The sequence below is a fragment of the Streptomyces sp. ITFR-6 genome (assembly GCF_031844725.1).
GTDB lineage: Bacteria > Actinomycetota > Actinomycetes > Streptomycetales > Streptomycetaceae > Streptomyces.
Genome location: NZ_CP134612.1, coordinates 6536142 through 6553683, shown reverse-complemented (window position 1 = coordinate 6553683; position 17542 = coordinate 6536142). Strand labels below are relative to the sequence as shown.

Sequence of the window (17542 nt, the reverse complement as noted above, 5' to 3'; positions counted from 1 at the left end):
GTGACCGGGTGCGGACGGTCGGCGTACGCCGCCGGAACGCCGACGATCGGGCGCCCAGTGGTGTTCGCCGGGGCCCGATCGGGTCTGTGGAGCGGGGGTGTTCCGCCGGTTGGGTCAGCCGTACATCGCCAGTCGGCAGAAGGCCGCGAGTGCGGCGTCGATGGGGTGGGGCTGCGGCTTGCCGGAGGGGTCGAGGGTGTTCCATCTCTGGAGGTTCACCGCGACGGACATCTGGCGGTTGCCGTCGGCACGGGTCATGGTCAGGGCTCCGGCTCCCCAGGCCGAGCCGCCGTGGCCCCAGAAGGCGGGCTGGTCAGGGGCTTCGGTCGGGTACAGGCCGAGGCCGTATTCGATGGTCTTTCCGTCCTGGGAGATGACCGGGACGGTGCGTCGCATCTGGGTCAGTGCTGCCTGGCTGACGATCTCGCCGGCCAGGAGCTGGCCGTAGAAGCGGTTGAGGTCGGTGACGGTCGATATCAGTCCGGCCGCCGGTCCCACCCATGACATGTCGAAGACACTGTAGTCGCGCGGCGGGTCGATCATGCCGAACCAGGCCTCGTAGAGCTGTGAGTGCGGTCCTTCGATGTGCGGTCCGGTGGGGAGTTCGGTGTCGCGGAGTCCGGCGCGTTCGATGACGTTGCGGGTGATGCACTGCTGAACGGTGGTGCCGGTGATGTGTTCCAGGAGTTCACCGAGGAGCAGGTAGTTGGTGTTGGAGTAGATGCCCGGTGTGCTGCCCGGGGCGCCGGTGGCGGGTGCGCCGACTCCCAACGCGATGAGTTCGGCGGCGTGGAACCGGGTGAACCGGTTGTCGTCGAGGCTCTCCGGCCGGGTGTGCGCGGCGTTGGGGAATCCCTTGAGGGAGGGATAGGCGTAGGGGAGGTACTCGGCGAGGCCGCTGGTGTGGTTGATGAGCATCCGGACGGTGATCGTCTCGCCGCGTTCGCCGGGAACGAGCGCCGGGAGGTACTGGCCGATCGGTGTGTCGAGGCCGATCCGGCCGCTGTCGACCTGTTGCAGTACGGCGGCGGCGGTGAAGGTCTTGGTGATGCTGCCGACGCGGTGGCGCATGTCGGCGGTGACGGGGCGTCCGGTGGTGGTGTCCGCGACCCCGGCGGCGCCGCGCCAGATCTGGTCGCCGTCGCGTATTTCGGCGAACAGGCCCGGAATTCCGGCGCGGTGGACGTGTTCGAGGGCGGTTTCCAGTTGGGCGGTATCCAGTGCGTTCCTCACGGGCGGTGTCCTTTCGTGGTCCTGGGGTGACCGTCCGTATCGGTCGTGCGACCCGGGCGCGGGTGGCGGGGCACGAGGGCAGGCCGGTGGTCCGCTCGCCGGCGGCCCGGCATGCCCATGTACTCATTATGCACGCGGTGCGTGCAACACCAGGTGCGTAAGTTAGGCTGGGAGCCGACGAGAGGAACGGGATGGCAGGGAGAAGGCGCTGGTCGACCGAGGAGATCCTGGACGCGGCGGCGGAGCTGCTGCGCACGGGCGATGCCGAGTCGTTCAGCGTGCGCAAGCTGGCCGCGGTCCTCGGGACCGATTCCTCCAGCCTCTACCGGCATTTCCGCAGCAAGACCGAGCTGCTGCGCGCGGTCGCCGACCGGATTCTGCTGGCCGCCATGGACGGCTACCGCCCCGAGGGTGACTGGAAGCAGCGCATCACCGCCCTGGGCCTGCGGCTGCGGGAGGCCTTCGGCCGGCAGCCCCAGCTCGCCTCGGTCTGGGGGCGCTACGCGTCGAGCGGCGCCGGTTCCCGGCTGGTGATGGAAGCGGTGCTGCAGGATCTGCGGGCGTCGGGTCTGCCCGACGAGGAGGTCCCGGCGCACTATCACCGGATCGCGGTCCTCATCTCCGCGCTGGTCGCCTCGGAGGCCGGGGTCAGCACGATCACGCCCCAGGAGTACGACCAGGGCATGGAACTGTTCCGTGTCGCGGTGCTCGGCGCGGACCCCGAGCGCTTCCCCGCCCTGTCGCACTTCGCCCGTGACGTCCGCCCCCTCGGGGTGGACCGCCGCGAAGCGTTCGTGGAGCTGCTGGCCGCCCAGCTCGCCCAGGTGGAGGCCGCGGCGGTCCGTCGCGGCTGAGGGCCGTCCCGCCCCAGGGCGCACGGGACGGCCGTGACCGGGCGGTGCGGCCTCAGTCCAGGTAGGCGTCGTACTGCTCGACGTCACCGGGTTCGAGCCGCGTCTTCGGGTCGGTCCTGATGCTGGAGAGCTCCGTGCCCAGGACGCGTCCGGTGTGCTCGTCGAGGATGACCGTCCAGCGCACCGTCCCCTTGAAGTCCGCGGCGTACGCCTGGCCCTGGCGCCCCGCGCGGTCCCTGACCGGGCCGATGGCACGCAGTCCGGGCTGCTCGGCGAGCAGTCCGTCGATCGCGGCCGTCTGGGCGGGGCCCGGCGTCCACTCACGCAGCAGCGCCTCCAGGGAGTCCACCGTCCAGTACGCGCTGCCCCGGGTGTCGGAGTTCTCCTCCGCCAGGTAGTCCGCGAGGCCGCCGGCGGTGGTCGGGGGGGTGTTCACGTAGGACGCGGACTCCTTCCACGAACCCGCGGGCAGCCGCGTGCGGTGGACGACCCGGCCGTCCTCGATGCGCTGGGCCTCCCCGCTGCCGTCGGCGTTGTAGCGGTCGCGGGACTCGATCACCGGCACCTGCTCCGGCTCGTGCTTGCCGTCGCCCCACATCCCCATGGCCCACTCCCGGCGGTGGGTCCCCCGGCGTGCGGCGCCGCCGGAGCCGGCGAGGGCGGCAGCCCGCTTCGCGACGGTGGCGAGCGGCACGGTGGCCCGGGAGCTCTCCACCTTGAGCGGGGCGGGCGCGGCGACGGCCGTCTGGCCGCTGCTGCCGGTGACGGCGAACCCCGCCACGGTCGCCGCGACGACGGCGGCGGCCACGCCGAGGGAGATCGACCGGCCGGGTGTGAGCCGGCCGAAGCCCGACGCGCGGCCGGTGGCGGAGCGGGACTTGATGCGCTTCGCGGTGCCGGACGTGGCGGTCGTGTCGTTGACCGCGTTCATCAGGTGCGCTTCGAGCTCCGCGTGACGGGTGGGCGAGAGCCGGGGGGCGCCGGGGGGCGGGGCCATCTCACGCAGTGCGTCGAGTTCTGCGCGGTCTTCGGCCGCCGGACCGGAGGACGGGGCGGCGGCGCCGGAGCGGTGCCGGAACAAGGCGTTCATGCGGGGTTCTCCTGGGTGGTTCGGGCCAGAATGCTGTCTACGTGCTGTACTTGTCCGCTGCCTCCGGGGAGTTCCCGGCCGGATGTACTCCGCGTGCCGTCGCGCCGGGGGGCCGGATGCCGCACCGCGTCGCGCAGCTTGGCGCGGGCGCGGGACAGCCGGGAGCGCACGGTGCCGACGGGTATGCCCAGGGCCTCGGCGGCGGACGCGTAGTCCAGTCCGCCCCAGACGCACAGGGTGAACACCTCGCGCTCGGTGCGCCGCAGCCCCTCCAGCGCCGCCTTGGCCGCCGCCAGCTGTTCGGCGTCCGCCAGCCGCCCGGTCACCTCTTCCGCGAGGTCCGGGACGGTGTCCGGGCGCTCCATCCGGGCCAGGGCTCTGCGGTGCCGCCGGGCCGAACGTGCCGTGTTGCGCAGCACGTTGGTGGCGATGCCCAGCAGCCACGGGCGCAGGCTGTCGGTCTCCTCCGGGCGCAGCCGCTCGCGCGAGCGCCACGCCTCCAGGTAGGTGAGGGAGACGACGTCCTCGGCCGTGGACCAGTTGCCGGTGGACCACAGGGCATGGCGGTACACGGCGTCCGCGTGTTCCCGGAACGCCTCGGCCAGCGCGGCCGGGTCACCTTCGCGGAGACGGGCGGGGATTGAATGAGTCACGTGGATTGATGTCCGACCGGCCCGGCGGGTTCCTGTGACGTGTGTCACCGGATGGGGTTTCGCGGGCACGGCCCTGCGGTCTGCCCGGCGCACCAAGGGCCGTGCCCGGCCCGCCCTCGGGGTGAGGGCGGGCCGGGCACGGGTGGTGCGGGTTCTCCGGTCCGGTCAGTGGGCGTCGCGGACGGCGAGGGCGCGGCGCAGGTCGTCGATCTGGTCGGCGAGCTTGCGGCGCAGGGCGGGGATCAGGGCCTGGTCGGTGAGTGCCTGTTCGCCGAGGTGGAGGCTGTGGGCGTCGATGGCGTACGCGGGGAAGGCGTAGCGTCCGGCGGCCTCCGCGATGGCGGGTCCGCGGCGGACGGCGAGCTGGGTCGCCTCGGGGTAGTAGCGGGGTACGTACGGGCTGAGGAGGTCGGCCTGTTCGGGCTGCCAGAAGCCCTGGGCGACGGCGGTGAAGAGGTAGTTGGAGAGGCTGTCGTCGGTGAACATGGCCTGCCAGGCGGCGGCCTTGGCCTCTTCGGTGGGCAGGGCGGCGCGGCAGCGGGCGGCGCCTTCCTGGCCGGTGGCGCTGGGGTCCTGGTCGAGTTCGGCGGCGATGGCGGTTTCGTCGGCGGCGCCGAGGACGGCGAGGCGGGTGAGGACGCGCCAGCGGAGTTCGGCGTCGAGTTCGGGTCCGCCGGGGACGGTGCCTTCGGTGAGCCAGTCCTGAATGGCGTCGGGCTGGGTGGCGGCGTCGATGAGGTGGCGGACGGCGATGAGGCGGAGGCCGGGGTTGCTGCCGTCCTCTGTGCGGCGGATGAGGTCGCGGCAGAGGGCGGTGAGGGTGGTGAGGGCGGCGGGGCGGTCGTCGGGGGTGAGGTAGCGTCCGGCGATCTGGGTGGTGGCGAAGGTGAGGACGCCCTGCTGGAGTGCGAGGTCGGTTTCGTGCGGGAGGTGGGTGCGGGCGGCCTCGATGTAGGTGGCGGGGGCGAGTTCGCCGTCGCGGACCATGTCGCGGGCGGCGTTCCAGATGACGGCCCGGGTGAGGGCGTCGGGGATGCCGGAGAGGCTGCGCAGGGCGGTGTTCCAGGAGTCCGGGTCGAGGCGGACCTTGGCGTAGGTGAGGTCGCCGTCGTTGAGGACGACGAGGGCGGGGCGGCGGCCGGGCCGGGTGGTGGGGGCGTCGTCCTGGGGGATGCCGATGTCGAAGCGGTCGCGCGGGACGAGCCGGTCGGGGCCGGACTGGGTGTCGATGGCGTGGTCGTAGGTGCCGACGGTGATGCGGTGGGGGCGGGTGCCCCGGTGGTCGACGGTGAGGGACCAGGTGGTGTCGGCCTCTGTGATGTGCGGGGTGAGGGTGTCGACTCCGGTGGTGCGCAGCCACTGGTCCGCCCAGGTGTGGACGTCGCGGTCGGTGGCGGAGGCCAGGTTGTCGATGAAGTCGGCGAGGGTGGCGTTGCCGAACTTGTGGCGGGCGAAGTGGGTGTTGATGCCGGCCAGGAAGTCCTTCTCACCGAGCCAGGCGACGAGTTGGCGGAGGGCGGAGGCGCCCTTGGCGTAGGAGATGCCGTCGAAGTTGAGCATCGCGGAGGCGGTGTCGGGGACGGCGGCGGGGTCGGGGGCGACGGGGTGGGTGGAGGGGCGCTGGTCGGCGTCGTAGCCCCAGCTCTTGCGGGCGACGCCGAAGTCGACCCAGGTGTCGGTGTAGGCGGTGGCTTCGGAGAGGGTCTGGTAGCCCATGTACTCGGCGAAGGACTCGTTGAGCCAGATGTCGTCCCACCAGGCGAGGGTGACGAGGTCTCCGAACCACATGTGGGCCATCTCGTGGGCGATGACCATGCCGCGGGTCTGGCGCTCGGTGTCGGTGACGGCGGAGCGGTAGACGAATTCGTCGCGGAAGGTGACGAGGCCGGGGTTCTCCATGGCGCCCGCGTTGAATTCGGGGACGAAGGCCTGGTCGTAGGAGTCGAACGGGTAGGGCTCGTCGAACTTCTCCTGGAACCGGTCGAAGCAGGCCCGGGTGATGTCGAGGATCTCGTCGGCGTCGGCGTCGAGGTGGGGTGCGAGGGAGGCGCGGCAGTGGATGCCGAAGGGCAGTCCGGCGTGTTCGGTGGTCACGGAGTGCCAGGGGCCCGCGGCGACGGCGACGAGGTAGGTGGAGATCGGCGGCGTGGGGGCGATGGTCCAGCGGCCGTTCCCGGTGTGTTCTGTGATGCCGTTGCCGAGGACGGTCCAGCCTTCGGGGGCGGTGACGGTGAGCGCGAAGACGGATTTGAGGTCGGGCTGGTCGAACGCGGCGAAGACGCGCTGGACGTCCTCCATGAAGAGCTGGGTGTAGACGTAGGTCTCGTTGTCGGTGGGGTCGGTGAAGCGGTGCATGCCTTCGCCGGTCCGGGAGTAGCGCATGGCGGCGTCGACGCGGAGTTCGTGTTCGCCGCTGGTCAGGGCGGTGAGCGGGAAGCGGTTGCCGTCGAGGTCGGCGGGGTCGAGCGGCTGCCCGTCGAGGCTGATCGAGCGCAGGGTGGCGGGCTTGATCTCGACGAAGGTGTCACCGTCCGCGCGGGCGGTGAACCGGATGAGGGTACGGGAGTCGAAGGTCTCCTCCCCCGCGGTCAGATCGAGGTCGATCGTGTACCGCTGTACGTCGAGGAACTGGGCTCGGGTCTGCGCTTCGTCGCGCATCAGTACGGACATGACCCCATGCTGCCGTATGCGGTGTGCGGGGTGCAGGCGGGTTCGCGGCGGGCTGAGCGGGCCGGGGGCGGGGCGCCGGGGCGACGGGCCCCGGCGGCGCGCTCAGGTACCGGCGTTCGCGCCGTGTACCGATTCCTCCGCGATGCGCTCGTGGTGGCGGATGACCTCGGCCACGATGAAGTTCAGCAGTTTCTCGGCGAACGCCGGATCCAGGTGTGCGCTCTCCGCCAGTTGCCGGAGCCGGGCGATCTGGCGGGACTCTCTGGCCGGATCGGCGGGGGGAAGCTGGTGGGCGGCCTTGAGGTGACCAACCTGCTGGGTGCATTTGAAGCGCTCGGCCAGCATGTGGACGACGGCCGCGTCGATGTTGTCGATGCTCTCTCGCAGCCGGTTCAGCTCGGCGCCTACGGAATCGTCGATGTTGCTCGTGGTCATGGTCGTCGAGCTTAGAGCCTGTCCGGCGGGGCGTGCTACGGAGTGATCGTCGGCGGGTGGTCGGGGTCCGGCACCCGGTCGCTCCAGCCGCCCGGCACACTGCGGCCCTGCTGCTCGCGGAAGCGGACCGGCGCGGTGCCGACGCGGCGGGCGAACAGCCGGGAGAAGTACGCCGGATCGTCGTATCCGACGCGGCGGGCGACGGCCGCGACGGGCAGGTCGCTGGTGGCGAGGAGCTCCTTGGCGCGGCCGAGCCGGATGCCGAGGAGGTAGTCCTTCGGGCTGCATCCCGCGCCGCGCCGGACGGCCGTGCGCAGTTCGGCGGCGGTCATCCCGTGCCGTGCGGCGTGCTCGGCGACGGAGAGCGGCTGGAAGGCGTCCCGGGCCATGGCCTGGAGCACCGGGTCGCCGTCGGGGCTGACATCGGCGCGGGCCCGGCGCAGGGCGACGAGCAGTTCGTGGACGGCGGCGCCGGTCTCCACTTCGAGCAGGGGGTTGCCGCGCCGGGCGGCCCGGACCATCCGGCCGATGGCGGCGCGGGGTGCCGCCGTGTCGGAGAGCGGGACGAGGGGGCGGTCCGGCTCGATGTAGCCGAGTTCGGTGTACGTGGTGGTGGCGGGGCCGGTGAAGTCGACGAAGCTCTCGTCCCAGCCGGTGGCGGGGTCGGCGCCGTAGTGGTGCGGGGTGCCGGGGGTGAGCCAGATCAGGCTGGGTCCGGTGACCGGGGTCCGCCGTCCGTCGGGTCCGGCGAACCATCCGCTGCCCGAGTTGATGACGACGGCGACGTGGTGGTCCAGGGTGCGGGGGCCGACGGTGGGCAGTGCGCCGTGCTGGAGGCCCACCCCGAGGCAGACCAGGCCGAGGCGGTGGTGGAGCGGGCTCGGGGTGAAGAAGCGCATCCAGGTGTGGTACATCGGTCTTCGCTCCCCCGTTCTCGCGTCCGCGGCGCCGGTGGTGTGCCGCTTGCGGACGGCGTCGCTCCCGGGCGGCGCTGCGTCCAAACAGCAATGATCTTTGTCCATGGACCGGCCGCACGCCAGGGGGTGAGGCTGGGTCGCGACATTCCTCCCGGGTTCGCCCGCTCCGTCACACGTGCCGCGTTCCGGTGGCCCGTACCCGGTCGCGGAGCACGGCGTTCCGGGACCGCCCGCACAGGAGAGAACGAGCACGATGGCTGATTTCACGGTGGGCGACGACGACCACTTCCGGTTCGACGGGCGGCCCGTACGGCTGCTGTCGGGTGCCCTGCACTACTTCCGGGTGCACGAGGCGCAGTGGGATCACCGGTTGTCGATGCTGCGGGCGATGGGCCTGAACTGCGTCGAGACGTATGTGCCGTGGAATCTCCACGAGCCGGGGCCCGGCCGGTTCCGGGACGTGGCGGCGCTGGGCCGGTTCCTGGACGCGGTCCGGCGGGCCGGGCTGTGGGCGATCGTCCGCCCCGGTCCGTACATCTGTGCGGAGTGGGAGAACGGTGGTCTGCCGGTGTGGGTGACCGGGCGGTACGGCCGCCGGGTGCGGACCCGCGACGCGGAGTATCTGGAGGCGGTACGGCGGTGGTTCGCCGAGCTGCTGCCCCAGGTCGTGGAGCGGCAGATCGACCGGGGCGGCCCGGTGATCATGGTCCAGGCGGAGAACGAGTACGGCAGTTACGGCAGCGATCAGGACTATCTGCGGCAGCTGGCCGCGATGCTCGTCGAGTACGGCGTGAGCGTGCCGCTGTTCACCTCCGACGGGCCGGAGGACCACATGCTCACGGGCGGCTCCGTGCCCGGTCTGCTGGCCACGGCGAACTTCGGCTCGGGGGCGCGGGAGGCGTTCCGGGTGCTCCGGCGTCATAGGGACGGGGGCCCGCTGATGTGCATGGAGTTCTGGTGCGGCTGGTTCGAGCACTGGGGCGCCCCCTCCGTCGTACGCGATCCGGCGCAGGCCGCGCAGGCGTTGCGGGAGATCCTCGAGTGCGGGGCGTCGGTCAACATCTACATGGCGCACGGCGGGACGAACTTCGGCGGCTGGGCGGGCGCCAACCGAGGCGGCCCGCTCCAGGACCAGGAGCTCCAGCCGACGGTGACGTCGTACGACTACGACGCGCCGGTCGACGAGTACGGGCGGCCCACGGAGAAGTTCTGGCTGTTCCGGAAGGTCCTCGCCCAGTACGCGGACGGGCCGTTGCCGGAGCTGCCGCCGGAGCCCGCCGGGCTTGCCGGACCGGTGCGGGCGGCGCTGACCGGCTGGGCGCCGCTACGGGACGTGATGGAGGCGCTCGGGGACGAGGAGCGGCCGGAGTCCGGTGTCCCGCCCACCTTCGAGGAGCTGGGGGTGGACCGCGGTCTGGTGCGCTACCGGGTCGGCGTGCCGGGTCCCCGACGGCCCTACGCCCTGGGGGTGTCGGGGCTCCGGGACCGGGCGGTGGTGTATGTGGACGGTGTCCGCAGGGGCGTTCTGAGCGAGGAGGACGGCACGCTCAAGGAGCAGGTGGCCGGTCCCGCCGAGGTCGAACTGTGGGTCGAGTCGCTGGGCCGGGTCAACTACGGTCCGCGCCTCGGCGAGGCCAAGGGGATCACCGGGGGCGTGCTGCACGAACGGCAGTTCCTGCACGGCGTACGGGCGCGGGCGCTGCGGCTGGACGCGTTCGAGGACGCGGCGGCGGTGGCCGGTGTCCCGTTCGGCCCGCTCGACGGGTCGGGGCGCGGCGGCCTGTACCGGGGCTCCTTCGAGCTCGCGGACGCGGCCGGCACCGGGCACGCCGGGCTCGAACTGCCGGGCTGGACGCGCGGGTTCGTCTGGGTGAACGGGTTCTGCCTCGGCCGGTACTGGTCGGCGGGCCCGCAGCACACGCTGTACGTACCGGGCCCGGTGCTCCGGGAGGGGCAGAACGAGGTGTGGGTGCTGGAGCTGGAGGACGCGGGCGCGCCGTACGCGGAGCTGGGCCCGGGGCTGCCGCCCCGGAGTGCGGCGGACACGCCCCGGGGTGTTTCCTGAAAGTCCCGCTACTGTGGGCGGGAGCCGAGTGGTACGGACGGGGGTGAGGGTGTGAGCGACAGCCCTCACGGCAGCCCGGTGGTGCACGGCTTCCCGCACCTGGACACCGTCCGCTCCGCGATCACCGCGCTGTACCGGCGGCTCTCGTACGACGGTGTGCACCGGTTCGCGCCGAGCCTGCCGCCGGTGGACGCCGCCTTCGCGGACGCGGACGATCTGCATCTCGGCGCGCAGCGCGTGGCGCGGGCGATGGTGCGGCACCTGCGGCTGCCGGACGCCCGGATGGTGGTGGCGTTCCGTGCGATGGAGCATGCGGGGAGTGTCGAACTCGCGGCCGGTCCGGAGTACTTCATCGAGCTCAACGACCGGTTCCGCACCCACCGCAGGGACATCGGGGCCGCGCTGTCGCACGAGGTCACGCATGTGCTGCTGCACCGGCTCGGCCTTGAGTTCCCGGGGACCCGTGACAACGAGATCCTCACCGACACCGCGGCCGCCTATCTGGGGGCGGGCTGGCTGCTGCTGGACGCGTTCCGGGAGGACGCCGTCTCCAGTCAGAAGCTCGGCTATCTCACCCCGGAGGAGTTCGGGTACGTGCTGGCCAAGCGGGCACTCGCCTTCGACGAGGACCCCTCGCCCTGGTTCACCAGCCCGCAGGCCTACACCGCGTACACGAAGGGCCGGGCGCAGGCGCTTCGCGAGAGCCTGCAGCCGCCGCTGACGGCGGCCGGCTGGGCGGGCCGGCGCCGGTACGCCAAGGACCGGCGGTACGCCCAGGACCATCCCGGTGCGGCCTCCGCCCCGGGCCCCGAGCCCCCGTACGCCTTCGAGACCGGCCGGGACGGGCTGCGGGTCGCCTTCGCGTGCCCGACCTGCCATCAGCGCAACCGGGTGCCGGTGCGCGGCCGGGTGCGGGCCAGGTGCGCGCTGTGCCGCACGGTGCTGGACTGCACGACCTGAGCCGCCGCCCGCAACGGGCCCTGGCTCGAAAGGTATTACAGTCGAAATGTGGCAGAAGATCCGATGACGCGGGCGTATCCGGCGGTGGACGGGCAGAGCCTGTTCGACGCCGTGTACGAGGGCGAGGACGCCGTCGTACGGCTGCTCCGCGCCGGGGTGCCCGTGGAGTCGTCCGACGAGGACGGCGCGAGCCCGCTGTACCTGGCCTCGGTCTCCGACCGGCCGGGCGTGGTGCGGCTGCTCCTCGCCGCGGGCGCCGATCCGGACCGGGCCTGTGGTCCGGAATCGGGCGACCTGCCGATCTGCGGGGCGGCGTGCGGCGGTCACACCGAGGTGGTCGAGGCGCTGCTCTCCGCGGGCGCCCGGCCGGATCTGCGTGAGCAGTTCGGGTTCACGGCGCTGCGCTGGGCGGTGGGGCTCGGCCACGCGGGGACCGCGCGCACCCTGCTGGCCCATGGCGCCGATCCGTGTCTGCCGGGGCCGGAGGGCGAGGCTCCGCTCTTCCTGGCCGCCCGCAGAGGCTCCCTGGAGACCGTGCGGGCGCTGCTGCACCACGGTGCGGGAGCACCGGAGGGGGCGTTGGAGGAGGCGCTGGACGAGGCGCGCCGGATGCTGGACGTGGACCTGGAGCAGGAGATGCGGGGCGGACTGCTGGAGGCGTACGGGGACACGGACGCGCACCACGTACGGGTGCACCGTGCCGTCGTCGACGGCGGGGAGACGCTGACGGTCGAGCTGGTGCGCGGGAACGGGGAGCCGTTCGCGGGCCGGGACCAGCAGACGGGGCACGGCGCGATCGCCACGCTCCTGGAGAACGAGCTGGGGCTGCTGGCCCCGTTCGAGGAGCTGGCCCGGCGGGCGCTGCGCTCCGGTGCCCCGGAGCTGGACAACTGGCAGGCCTCCGCGGAGGCGCTGCGCGAGCGCGGCGACGAGGAGACCCGGCAGGCGGCGCTCGCGTGGTGCGCGGCGGACGATCCGCAGCGCCGGGCGTTCGGCGCGGATGTCCTGTCCCGGCTGGGTTGATCTGACGCTGCGCACCCGAACAAGCCCGCCGCGCGCAGACAAGCCCGTCGGGCGCAGACAAGCCCGTCCGGCGATTGAGGACGAAGCGTCAGCCGGGTGCTCCCGGGCCCGCTTCCGTCCTCCGTCGCCGGACGGGCTGGATTCCGCTAGGGTCTGTCTTCAAATTGCCGTCGTTGCCCGAAGGGCGGCCGGGCGGCGTCAGGTGCTTCCCCAAGCTCTCGGCTTCGTTCGAGCAGGGGAGACCCCATTTCTCGGCGTGCCGGCCCCAGGCCCCTGTACTGGACGTACTGGGGTCTGGGGCCGGTGCGGCGAGAGTGCGTGCATGGCGTCGCCCGGCAGACGGCAGTTTGAAGACAGGCCCTAGGCCGCGCGACGCCCGCGCGCGGGCGCACCGCTGCGGCCGGAGCCGCCGGCGCGACCCGCACCGCCGGTACCGGCGGATCCGGCGCCGCCCGCTCCGGATCCGCGCCGGCCACGCCCACGCGTGCCCGAGCGGAAGCCGCCGCCGGTACCGGACCCGGTGGAACCGGACCGGGTGGTGCGCGGCTTGGGCTGGGTCGGCTGCGGGATCTCGACCACGATGGCGATGCCGGAGGGCTCACGCGCACCGGTGATCCGGGTCAGCTCCTCGTCGGTGGACTTGATCCGGGTGGTGCGCGGCGCGATGCCCGCGTCCTGCATCAGCCGGGTCATCTCCCGCTTCTCCTCGGGCAGCACCAGCGTGACGACGCTGCCGGACTCCCCGGCGCGCGCCGTGCGCCCGCCGCGGTGGAGGTAGTCCTTGTGGTCGGTGGGCGGGTCCACGTTGACGACCAGGTCGAGGTCGTCGACGTGGATGCCGCGCGCCGCCACGTTCGTCGCGACGAGCGCCGTGACCTGGCCGTTCTTGAACTGGTCCAGGGTCCGGTTGCGCTGCGGCTGCGAGCGTCCGCCGTGCAGGGCGGCGGCCCGGACACCGCTGGCGAGCAGCCGCTTGGCGAAGCGGTCGGCGGCGCGCTTGGTGTCGACGAACATGATCACCCGGCCCTCGCGGGCGGCGATCTTCGTGGCGACGGCCTTCTTGTCGGTCTCGTCGAGCACGTGGAGCACGTGGTGCTCCATTGTGGTGACGGCACCGGCGGACGGGTCGACCGAGTGCACGACGGGGTCGGTCAGGAACATCTTGACCAGCCGGTCGATGTTCTTGTCCAGGGTCGCGGAGAAGAGCATCCGCTGCCCGTCCGGCTCGACCTGCTTGAGCAGGGCGACGACCTGCGGCATGAAGCCCATGTCGGCCATCTGGTCGGCCTCGTCGAGGACGGTGACGGCGACCTGGTCGAGGCGGCAGTCGCCGCGTTCGATGAGGTCCTTGAGCCGGCCCGGCGTGGCGACGAGCACCTCGGCGCCGCGGCGCAGGGTGCCGGACTGCTTGCTGATCGACATCCCGCCGACGACGGTGGCCATCCGCAGGTTGACGGCGGTGGCGTAGGGCGTCAGCGCGTCGGTGACCTGCTGGGCGAGCTCGCGGGTCGGGACGAGGACGAGGACGAGCGGCGCCTTCGGCTCGGAGCGCCGTCCGGCGGTGCGGGCCAGCAGCGCGAGGCCGAAGGCGAGGGTCTTGCCGGAGCCGGTGCGGCCCCGGCCGAGGATGTCCCGGCCGGCCAGCGAGTTCGGCAGGGTGGCGCCCTGGATCGGGAAGGGGTCGGTGACGCCCTGCGCGGCAAGGGTTTTCAGCAGGGCGGCGGGCATGTCCAGCTCGGCGAACGCCTCGACGGCGGGCAGTGCGGGGGTCATGGTTTCGGGCAGGGCGAACTCACCCTGCGGCGGCGTGGCCTTGCGACGCGGCGACGCCTTGCCGGATCCCTTGCCGGAACCCTGTGCGGTTGCCTTTGCCTGGGCCGTGCCACGCCCCCTCGACGGGCGATTGCGGGCGGGACGGTCCTGACGTTCGGAGCGGGTCATACGGAATTGCCCTCCTGGGGATTCCTGGGAACTACGTGGGACTGCTGGGACATTGCCGGGGCCCGCGCGGAATGCGGACTGCCGCACGCGGTGCGCGGGGGCCCGGGACACCCGGGGTGCTTCGTCGCACCCGGTGCGGGGCGCCCGAGGACGCCCGGAACGTACGTATTCCCAGGGACAGCACAAGCCGGGGCCCGCACCTTCACGGTGCGGGCCCCGGCTGCGAGGTACGCGTCCGGCAATTAGGCCGGGACGATGTTCTCCGCCTGCGGGCCCTTCTGGCCCTGCGTGACGTCGAAGGAGACCTTCTGGCCCTCCTGGAGCTCACGGAAGCCCTGGGTGGCGATGTTGGAGTAGTGGGCGAAGACGTCAGCGCCGCCGCCGTCCTGCTCGATGAAGCCGAAGCCCTTTTCCGAGTTGAACCACTTCACGGTTCCAGTAGCCATGTCATTCTCCTAAAACAGGTGCAGTGCCGGAAATCCGCACTTTACGAATTCCAAGTCGCCGCATTGAGCCCCACCCGGAGAAAGCCGGAAAACAATAAAGCGCCTGAGGAAGCATTCCCGTCAGGCGCACATAAAGTTCATGGGTACCAAAACTGCAACCGGACCACCGTAGCACGATCTGCCGACCAGCGGTGGGACACGCCACGCCGCCGGCCGGCTGTTTTCCGGGTGAACCCATGGGGCGCAAGGGCCGGAGCCGTTCGAAGATCGCCGAAGAGAGGCCGCCGGGGTCTCCGGACCGCCTCAGCCGCGCAGCGCGATCCCGTCCAGGACCATCGAGAGGTACTGGCGGGCGATCTCCTCCGGGCTGTGCTGTCCGCCCGGCCGGTACCAGGAGGCGGCGACCCAGACGGTGTCGCGGACGAACCGGTAGGTGAGGCGGACGTCGAGATCGGCACGGAAGACCCGGTCCGCGACTCCGCGCTCCAGGGTGCCGAGCCAGGCCTTCTCGAACTTCTGCTGGGAGTCGACGAGGTACTGGAACCTCGGCCGGTCCGCCAGGTGCTGCGACTCCTTCTGGTAGATGGCGACGGCGGCACGGTGCCGGTCGATCTCACGGAAGGACTCGGTGACGAGCGCCTCGATGGTCTCCCTGGGGCCGAGCCCGGCGGCGAGCACCGCGTCGTACCCCTCCCACAGCTCGTTCAGGAAGGTGGAGAGGATCTCGTCGACCATCGATTCCTTGGAATCGAAGTGGTAGTAGAGGCTGCCCGCGAGCATTCCGGCCGCGTCCGCGATGCGGCGGACGGTCGTGGCGTTGTATCCCTGCGCGGCGAACACCTCCGCGGCGGTGGCGAGCAGCTCGCCGCGCCGCTCGGGGGAAGGCGTCGCCTGTGGCTTCTTCTTGGTAGGCACCCGTCCATTCTCCGCCCGGGGGACGGTGGCACGGCCACCGCGTCACCCCTCCCCGGCCGGTCAGGGCGCTGTCGTCGACCCGTCGTCGTTGCCCCGGCGGATCGTGCGCACCGGGAGGCCGGGGCGCCAGGACTGGATGACCATGGTGTCGCCGCCCTCGATCCCTACGCGTACCACCTCGGTGGGCTCCACCCGGAAGAGGTGGAAGGGCTCCGGTGGTGTCCGCTCGCTGATGAAACGGGCCAGCAGTCCGGCGTCGGTCACCTCGACCGCGCGCCCCGAGATCCGCACGTCCCCGTCGGCCATCTCGGCGCCGGGTCCGGGATTGGCGTGCACCGCGAAGCGGGGGTCGCGGCGCAGGTCCAGCGCCTTGCGCGAGTTCGGCATCATGCCGAGGAACGGCTCGTCGAGCCAGAAGTCCACTTCGAGCCCGGTCACGCGGGGCGAGCCGTCCTTCCGGAGGGTGGCCAGGACATGGTGCTTGTACAGCCCGAAGCGCCGTCGCACGGTGTCGGCGAAGTCGGGTTCCGCGGTCCGGAAGTCTGCCCAGGAGTTCGATGTCATGAGTTCATCGAACCCCGTAATCCCGACAGCCGCTGTCGGGATTACGGCCGGACTTCGCCGGGCCCACATGCCGACAGCGTGATCAGCGCCGCGTACCCGTACGTCCGCAGCACGCACGACGCGCGGCCGTGCAGCGACACCGCGTCGTAGCGGCCGAGTCCGGTGTCCGTGCCGTCGACGGCGGCGCCGTCCTCCAGCGCCACGGCCAGCACCACCCCGCCCTCGGGCGCCGCCAGCCGCAGGGCGCCGCGTACGACCGCCACCTCGGCCCGTACGCGGTCCCTGCGGTGCATCACGTTGAGGTTGACGACCGGGCCCGCCAGCAGCCGTCCGCCGGTCGCCACGTCGCCCGGGAATTCGTGGGGCCAGTACGGCTCGTCGACGATGTGGTGCTCACCGTCCACCATGAGGTCCATACCGGCGCCCTCCACCACGGTCAGGGTGCGGTCCACGCCGGGGAACGCGGAGAACGGCCCGTCCTCCGTGACGTCCGCGAGGCTGACCCGCCAGTCGAAGCCGTCGCCCGCCGGGCCGGGCGCCGCCGCGATCTCGCGGGTGACTCCCCCGCCGTTCTTCCAGGGGGCCGGAGCCCGGCCGGCCGCGCGCAGGATCCGGAACGCCTCTGAGGTCATGGGAGTGCTCCGGTCTCGACGGGGGCAGGGACACCGAGCCTAAGGGCTGTCCCGTAACCCCTGCTGCTCAGCGGTCCCCCGGGGTTCGCTATCTTGATCGCCGCCGCCCCCCACCGGCCGCTCTTACCCCGTTCACCGATGAAGGAGCCGGCCATGGAGGCCGCCATCACCACGTGCTACCGCCACCCCTCGTACGAGACGTATGTGAGCTGTACCCGTTGCGAGCGCTTCATCTGCCCCGACTGCATGCGTGCGGCCTCGGTCGGCCACCACTGCGTGGAGTGCGTGAAGGAGGGGCGGCGTTCGGTCCGGCAGCCGCGGACGGTGTTCGGCGGGGCGGTGGCCAGGAGCGCGGTTCCGCTCGTCACCTATGTACTGATGGGCCTGAACATCCTGGTGTACCTGGCCGAGCTGGTGCGCCCGGGGATCGTGGACCGGTTCGGCATGACGGGTGCGGAGCTGACCGGCCCGGACGGCGTCAGGTACGTCTACGAGAGCGGCGGCATCCCCGGCTTCGAGGTGACCGGGGTGCTGGGCGGTGAGTGGTACCGGCTGCTGACCGGCGCCTTCCTGCACCTGCCGCCCGACGGGTCCGCCCTCGGTTCGGTGCCGTTAGGGGTGCTGCACATCGTCTTCAACGTGTACGCGCTCTGGAACCTGGGCCGGGTCGTGGAGGAGCAGCTGGGGCGGGTCCGCTTCCTCGCGCTGTACCTGCTGTCCGCGCTGGGCGGTTCGGTGCTGGTGTACCTGGTCGCGCCGCTGGACACCTCGGTGGGCGCCTCCGGCGCGGTGTTCGGGCTCGCGGCGGCCTTCTATGTGATCAGCCGGCGGCTGGGCCGGGACATGCATGCGGTGAACAGGTTCCTGGCCGGGTTCCTGGTGTGGATGGTGGTCTCGGCCGGGTTCACCTCGTGGCAGGGCCATCTGGGCGGGCTGCTGACCGGTGCGGTGGTGACGGTGGTCTACGCGTACGCCCCGGCGGAGCGCCGTACCTCGGTCCAGGCCGCCGGGTGTGTGGTGCTGTCCGCGGTACTGGTGCTGCTGGTGGTCCTCAAGACGTCGGCGCTGACGGGCTGAGCGTGCCCGGCCCGGGATGCGCCACGGCGCCTGCCGAATCGTCCGGTCGGGGACGGGCAGGCGCCGC

The 17542-nt window shown here is 72.0% G+C and carries 16 protein-coding genes; 5 read left to right on the top strand and 11 right to left on the bottom strand.

Annotated elements, in window-relative coordinates; all coding sequences use genetic code 11:
• Window positions 1-114: 114 nt before the first annotated feature.
• Complete coding sequence (locus RLT59_RS29795) at window positions 115-1233, bottom strand: serine hydrolase domain-containing protein (RefSeq protein ID WP_311306267.1); 1119 nt, start codon at window positions 1231-1233, stop codon at window positions 115-117.
• Window positions 1234-1424: 191 nt separating this feature from the next.
• Between RLT59_RS29795 and RLT59_RS29790 the strand changes: the two genes are divergently transcribed.
• Window positions 1425-2087 (top strand): TetR/AcrR family transcriptional regulator, encoded by a 663-nt coding sequence (locus tag RLT59_RS29790; RefSeq protein ID WP_311306266.1) that lies wholly within the window; start codon window positions 1425-1427, stop codon window positions 2085-2087.
• A 52-nt stretch (window positions 2088-2139) separates the two neighbouring features.
• On the opposite strand, the gene RLT59_RS29785 is transcribed toward RLT59_RS29790, so the two are convergent.
• The 5 genes from RLT59_RS29785 to RLT59_RS29765 form a co-directional block, all read right to left on the bottom strand.
• Window positions 2140-3177, bottom strand: a complete 1038-nt coding sequence (locus RLT59_RS29785; RefSeq protein ID WP_311306265.1) for a CU044_5270 family protein — start codon at window positions 3175-3177, stop codon at window positions 2140-2142.
• Window positions 3174-3830, bottom strand: coding sequence for an RNA polymerase sigma factor (locus RLT59_RS29780; protein WP_311306264.1), 657 nt, complete (start codon window positions 3828-3830; stop codon window positions 3174-3176). Before RLT59_RS29780 ends, RLT59_RS29785 begins: the two co-directional genes overlap by 4 nt.
• Window positions 3831-3995: 165 nt before the next feature.
• Window positions 3996-6500 carry an aminopeptidase N gene (gene pepN, locus RLT59_RS29775; protein ID WP_311306263.1) on the bottom strand — a complete coding sequence of 835 codons (2505 nt, stop codon included), beginning with the start codon at window positions 6498-6500 and terminating at the stop codon, window positions 3996-3998.
• A 102-nt stretch (window positions 6501-6602) separates the two neighbouring features.
• Window positions 6603-6935, bottom strand: coding sequence for a chorismate mutase (locus RLT59_RS29770; protein ID WP_311306262.1), 333 nt, complete (start codon window positions 6933-6935; stop codon window positions 6603-6605).
• A gap of 35 nt (window positions 6936-6970) precedes the next feature.
• The gene (locus RLT59_RS29765) at window positions 6971-7849 is read right to left on the bottom strand and encodes a helix-turn-helix domain-containing protein (RefSeq protein ID WP_311307903.1); all 879 of its coding nucleotides are present in this window, start codon (window positions 7847-7849) and stop codon (window positions 6971-6973) included.
• Window positions 7850-8105: 256 nt separating this feature from the next.
• Between RLT59_RS29765 and RLT59_RS29760 the strand changes: the two genes are divergently transcribed.
• The 3 genes from RLT59_RS29760 to RLT59_RS29750 are packed head-to-tail and all read left to right on the top strand — an operon-like array spanning window position 8106 to window position 11900.
• Window positions 8106-9917: a glycoside hydrolase family 35 protein gene (locus tag RLT59_RS29760; protein WP_311306261.1), complete on the top strand. Its 1812-nt coding sequence runs from the start codon at window positions 8106-8108 to the stop codon at window positions 9915-9917.
• A 51-nt stretch (window positions 9918-9968) separates the two neighbouring features.
• On the top strand, window positions 9969-10877 hold the full coding sequence (locus RLT59_RS29755; protein WP_311306260.1) for a hypothetical protein: 909 nt from the start codon (window positions 9969-9971) through the stop codon (window positions 10875-10877).
• A 48-nt stretch (window positions 10878-10925) separates the two neighbouring features.
• On the top strand, window positions 10926-11900 hold the full coding sequence (locus RLT59_RS29750) for an ankyrin repeat domain-containing protein (protein ID WP_311306259.1): 975 nt from the start codon (window positions 10926-10928) through the stop codon (window positions 11898-11900).
• A gap of 360 nt (window positions 11901-12260) precedes the next feature.
• Here the strand turns inward: RLT59_RS29750 and RLT59_RS29745 are convergent, their stop codons facing one another.
• The 5 genes from RLT59_RS29745 to RLT59_RS29725 form a co-directional block, all read right to left on the bottom strand.
• On the bottom strand, window positions 12261-13841 hold the full coding sequence (locus RLT59_RS29745; protein ID WP_311306258.1) for a DEAD/DEAH box helicase: 1581 nt from the start codon (window positions 13839-13841) through the stop codon (window positions 12261-12263).
• A 242-nt stretch (window positions 13842-14083) separates the two neighbouring features.
• Complete coding sequence (locus tag RLT59_RS29740) at window positions 14084-14287, bottom strand: cold-shock protein (RefSeq protein ID WP_015607926.1); 204 nt, start codon at window positions 14285-14287, stop codon at window positions 14084-14086.
• Between the two features lie 303 nt (window positions 14288-14590).
• The gene (locus RLT59_RS29735) at window positions 14591-15202 is read right to left on the bottom strand and encodes a TetR/AcrR family transcriptional regulator (protein WP_311306257.1); all 612 of its coding nucleotides are present in this window, start codon (window positions 15200-15202) and stop codon (window positions 14591-14593) included.
• Window positions 15203-15262: 60 nt separating this feature from the next.
• On the bottom strand, window positions 15263-15766 hold the full coding sequence (locus RLT59_RS29730; RefSeq protein WP_311306256.1) for a pyridoxamine 5'-phosphate oxidase family protein: 504 nt from the start codon (window positions 15764-15766) through the stop codon (window positions 15263-15265).
• Between the two features lie 41 nt (window positions 15767-15807).
• Window positions 15808-16398 (bottom strand): HutD/Ves family protein, encoded by a 591-nt coding sequence (locus tag RLT59_RS29725; protein ID WP_311306255.1) that lies wholly within the window; start codon window positions 16396-16398, stop codon window positions 15808-15810.
• Window positions 16399-16551: 153 nt separating this feature from the next.
• Between RLT59_RS29725 and RLT59_RS29720 the strand changes: the two genes are divergently transcribed.
• Window positions 16552-17475, top strand: coding sequence for a rhomboid family intramembrane serine protease (locus RLT59_RS29720; RefSeq protein WP_311306254.1), 924 nt, complete (start codon window positions 16552-16554; stop codon window positions 17473-17475).
• Window positions 17476-17542: the final 67 nt, after the last annotated feature.

Excerpts from the sequence above, each read along its gene's own strand:
- RLT59_RS29790 (WP_311306266.1), top strand. The coding sequence starts at position 1,425 with ATGGCAGGGAGAAGGCGCTGGTCGACCGAGGAGATCCTGGACGCGGCG.
- RLT59_RS29785 (WP_311306265.1), bottom strand. The coding sequence starts at position 3,177 with ATGAACGCCTTGTTCCGGCACCGCTCCGGCGCCGCCGCCCCGTCCTCC.
- pepN (WP_311306263.1), bottom strand. The coding sequence starts at position 6,500 with ATGTCCGTACTGATGCGCGACGAAGCGCAGACCCGAGCCCAGTTCCTC.
- RLT59_RS29770 (WP_311306262.1), bottom strand. The coding sequence starts at position 6,935 with ATGACCACGAGCAACATCGACGATTCCGTAGGCGCCGAGCTGAACCGG.
- RLT59_RS29765 (WP_311307903.1), bottom strand. The coding sequence starts at position 7,849 with ATGTACCACACCTGGATGCGCTTCTTCACCCCGAGCCCGCTCCACCAC.
- RLT59_RS29760 (WP_311306261.1), top strand. The coding sequence starts at position 8,106 with ATGGCTGATTTCACGGTGGGCGACGACGACCACTTCCGGTTCGACGGG.
- RLT59_RS29745 (WP_311306258.1), bottom strand. The coding sequence starts at position 13,841 with ATGACCCGCTCCGAACGTCAGGACCGTCCCGCCCGCAATCGCCCGTCG.
- RLT59_RS29740 (WP_015607926.1), bottom strand. The coding sequence starts at position 14,287 with ATGGCTACTGGAACCGTGAAGTGGTTCAACTCGGAAAAGGGCTTCGGC.
- RLT59_RS29730 (WP_311306256.1), bottom strand. The coding sequence starts at position 15,766 with ATGACATCGAACTCCTGGGCAGACTTCCGGACCGCGGAACCCGACTTC.
- RLT59_RS29725 (WP_311306255.1), bottom strand. The coding sequence starts at position 16,398 with ATGACCTCAGAGGCGTTCCGGATCCTGCGCGCGGCCGGCCGGGCTCCG.
- RLT59_RS29720 (WP_311306254.1), top strand. The coding sequence starts at position 16,552 with ATGGAGGCCGCCATCACCACGTGCTACCGCCACCCCTCGTACGAGACG.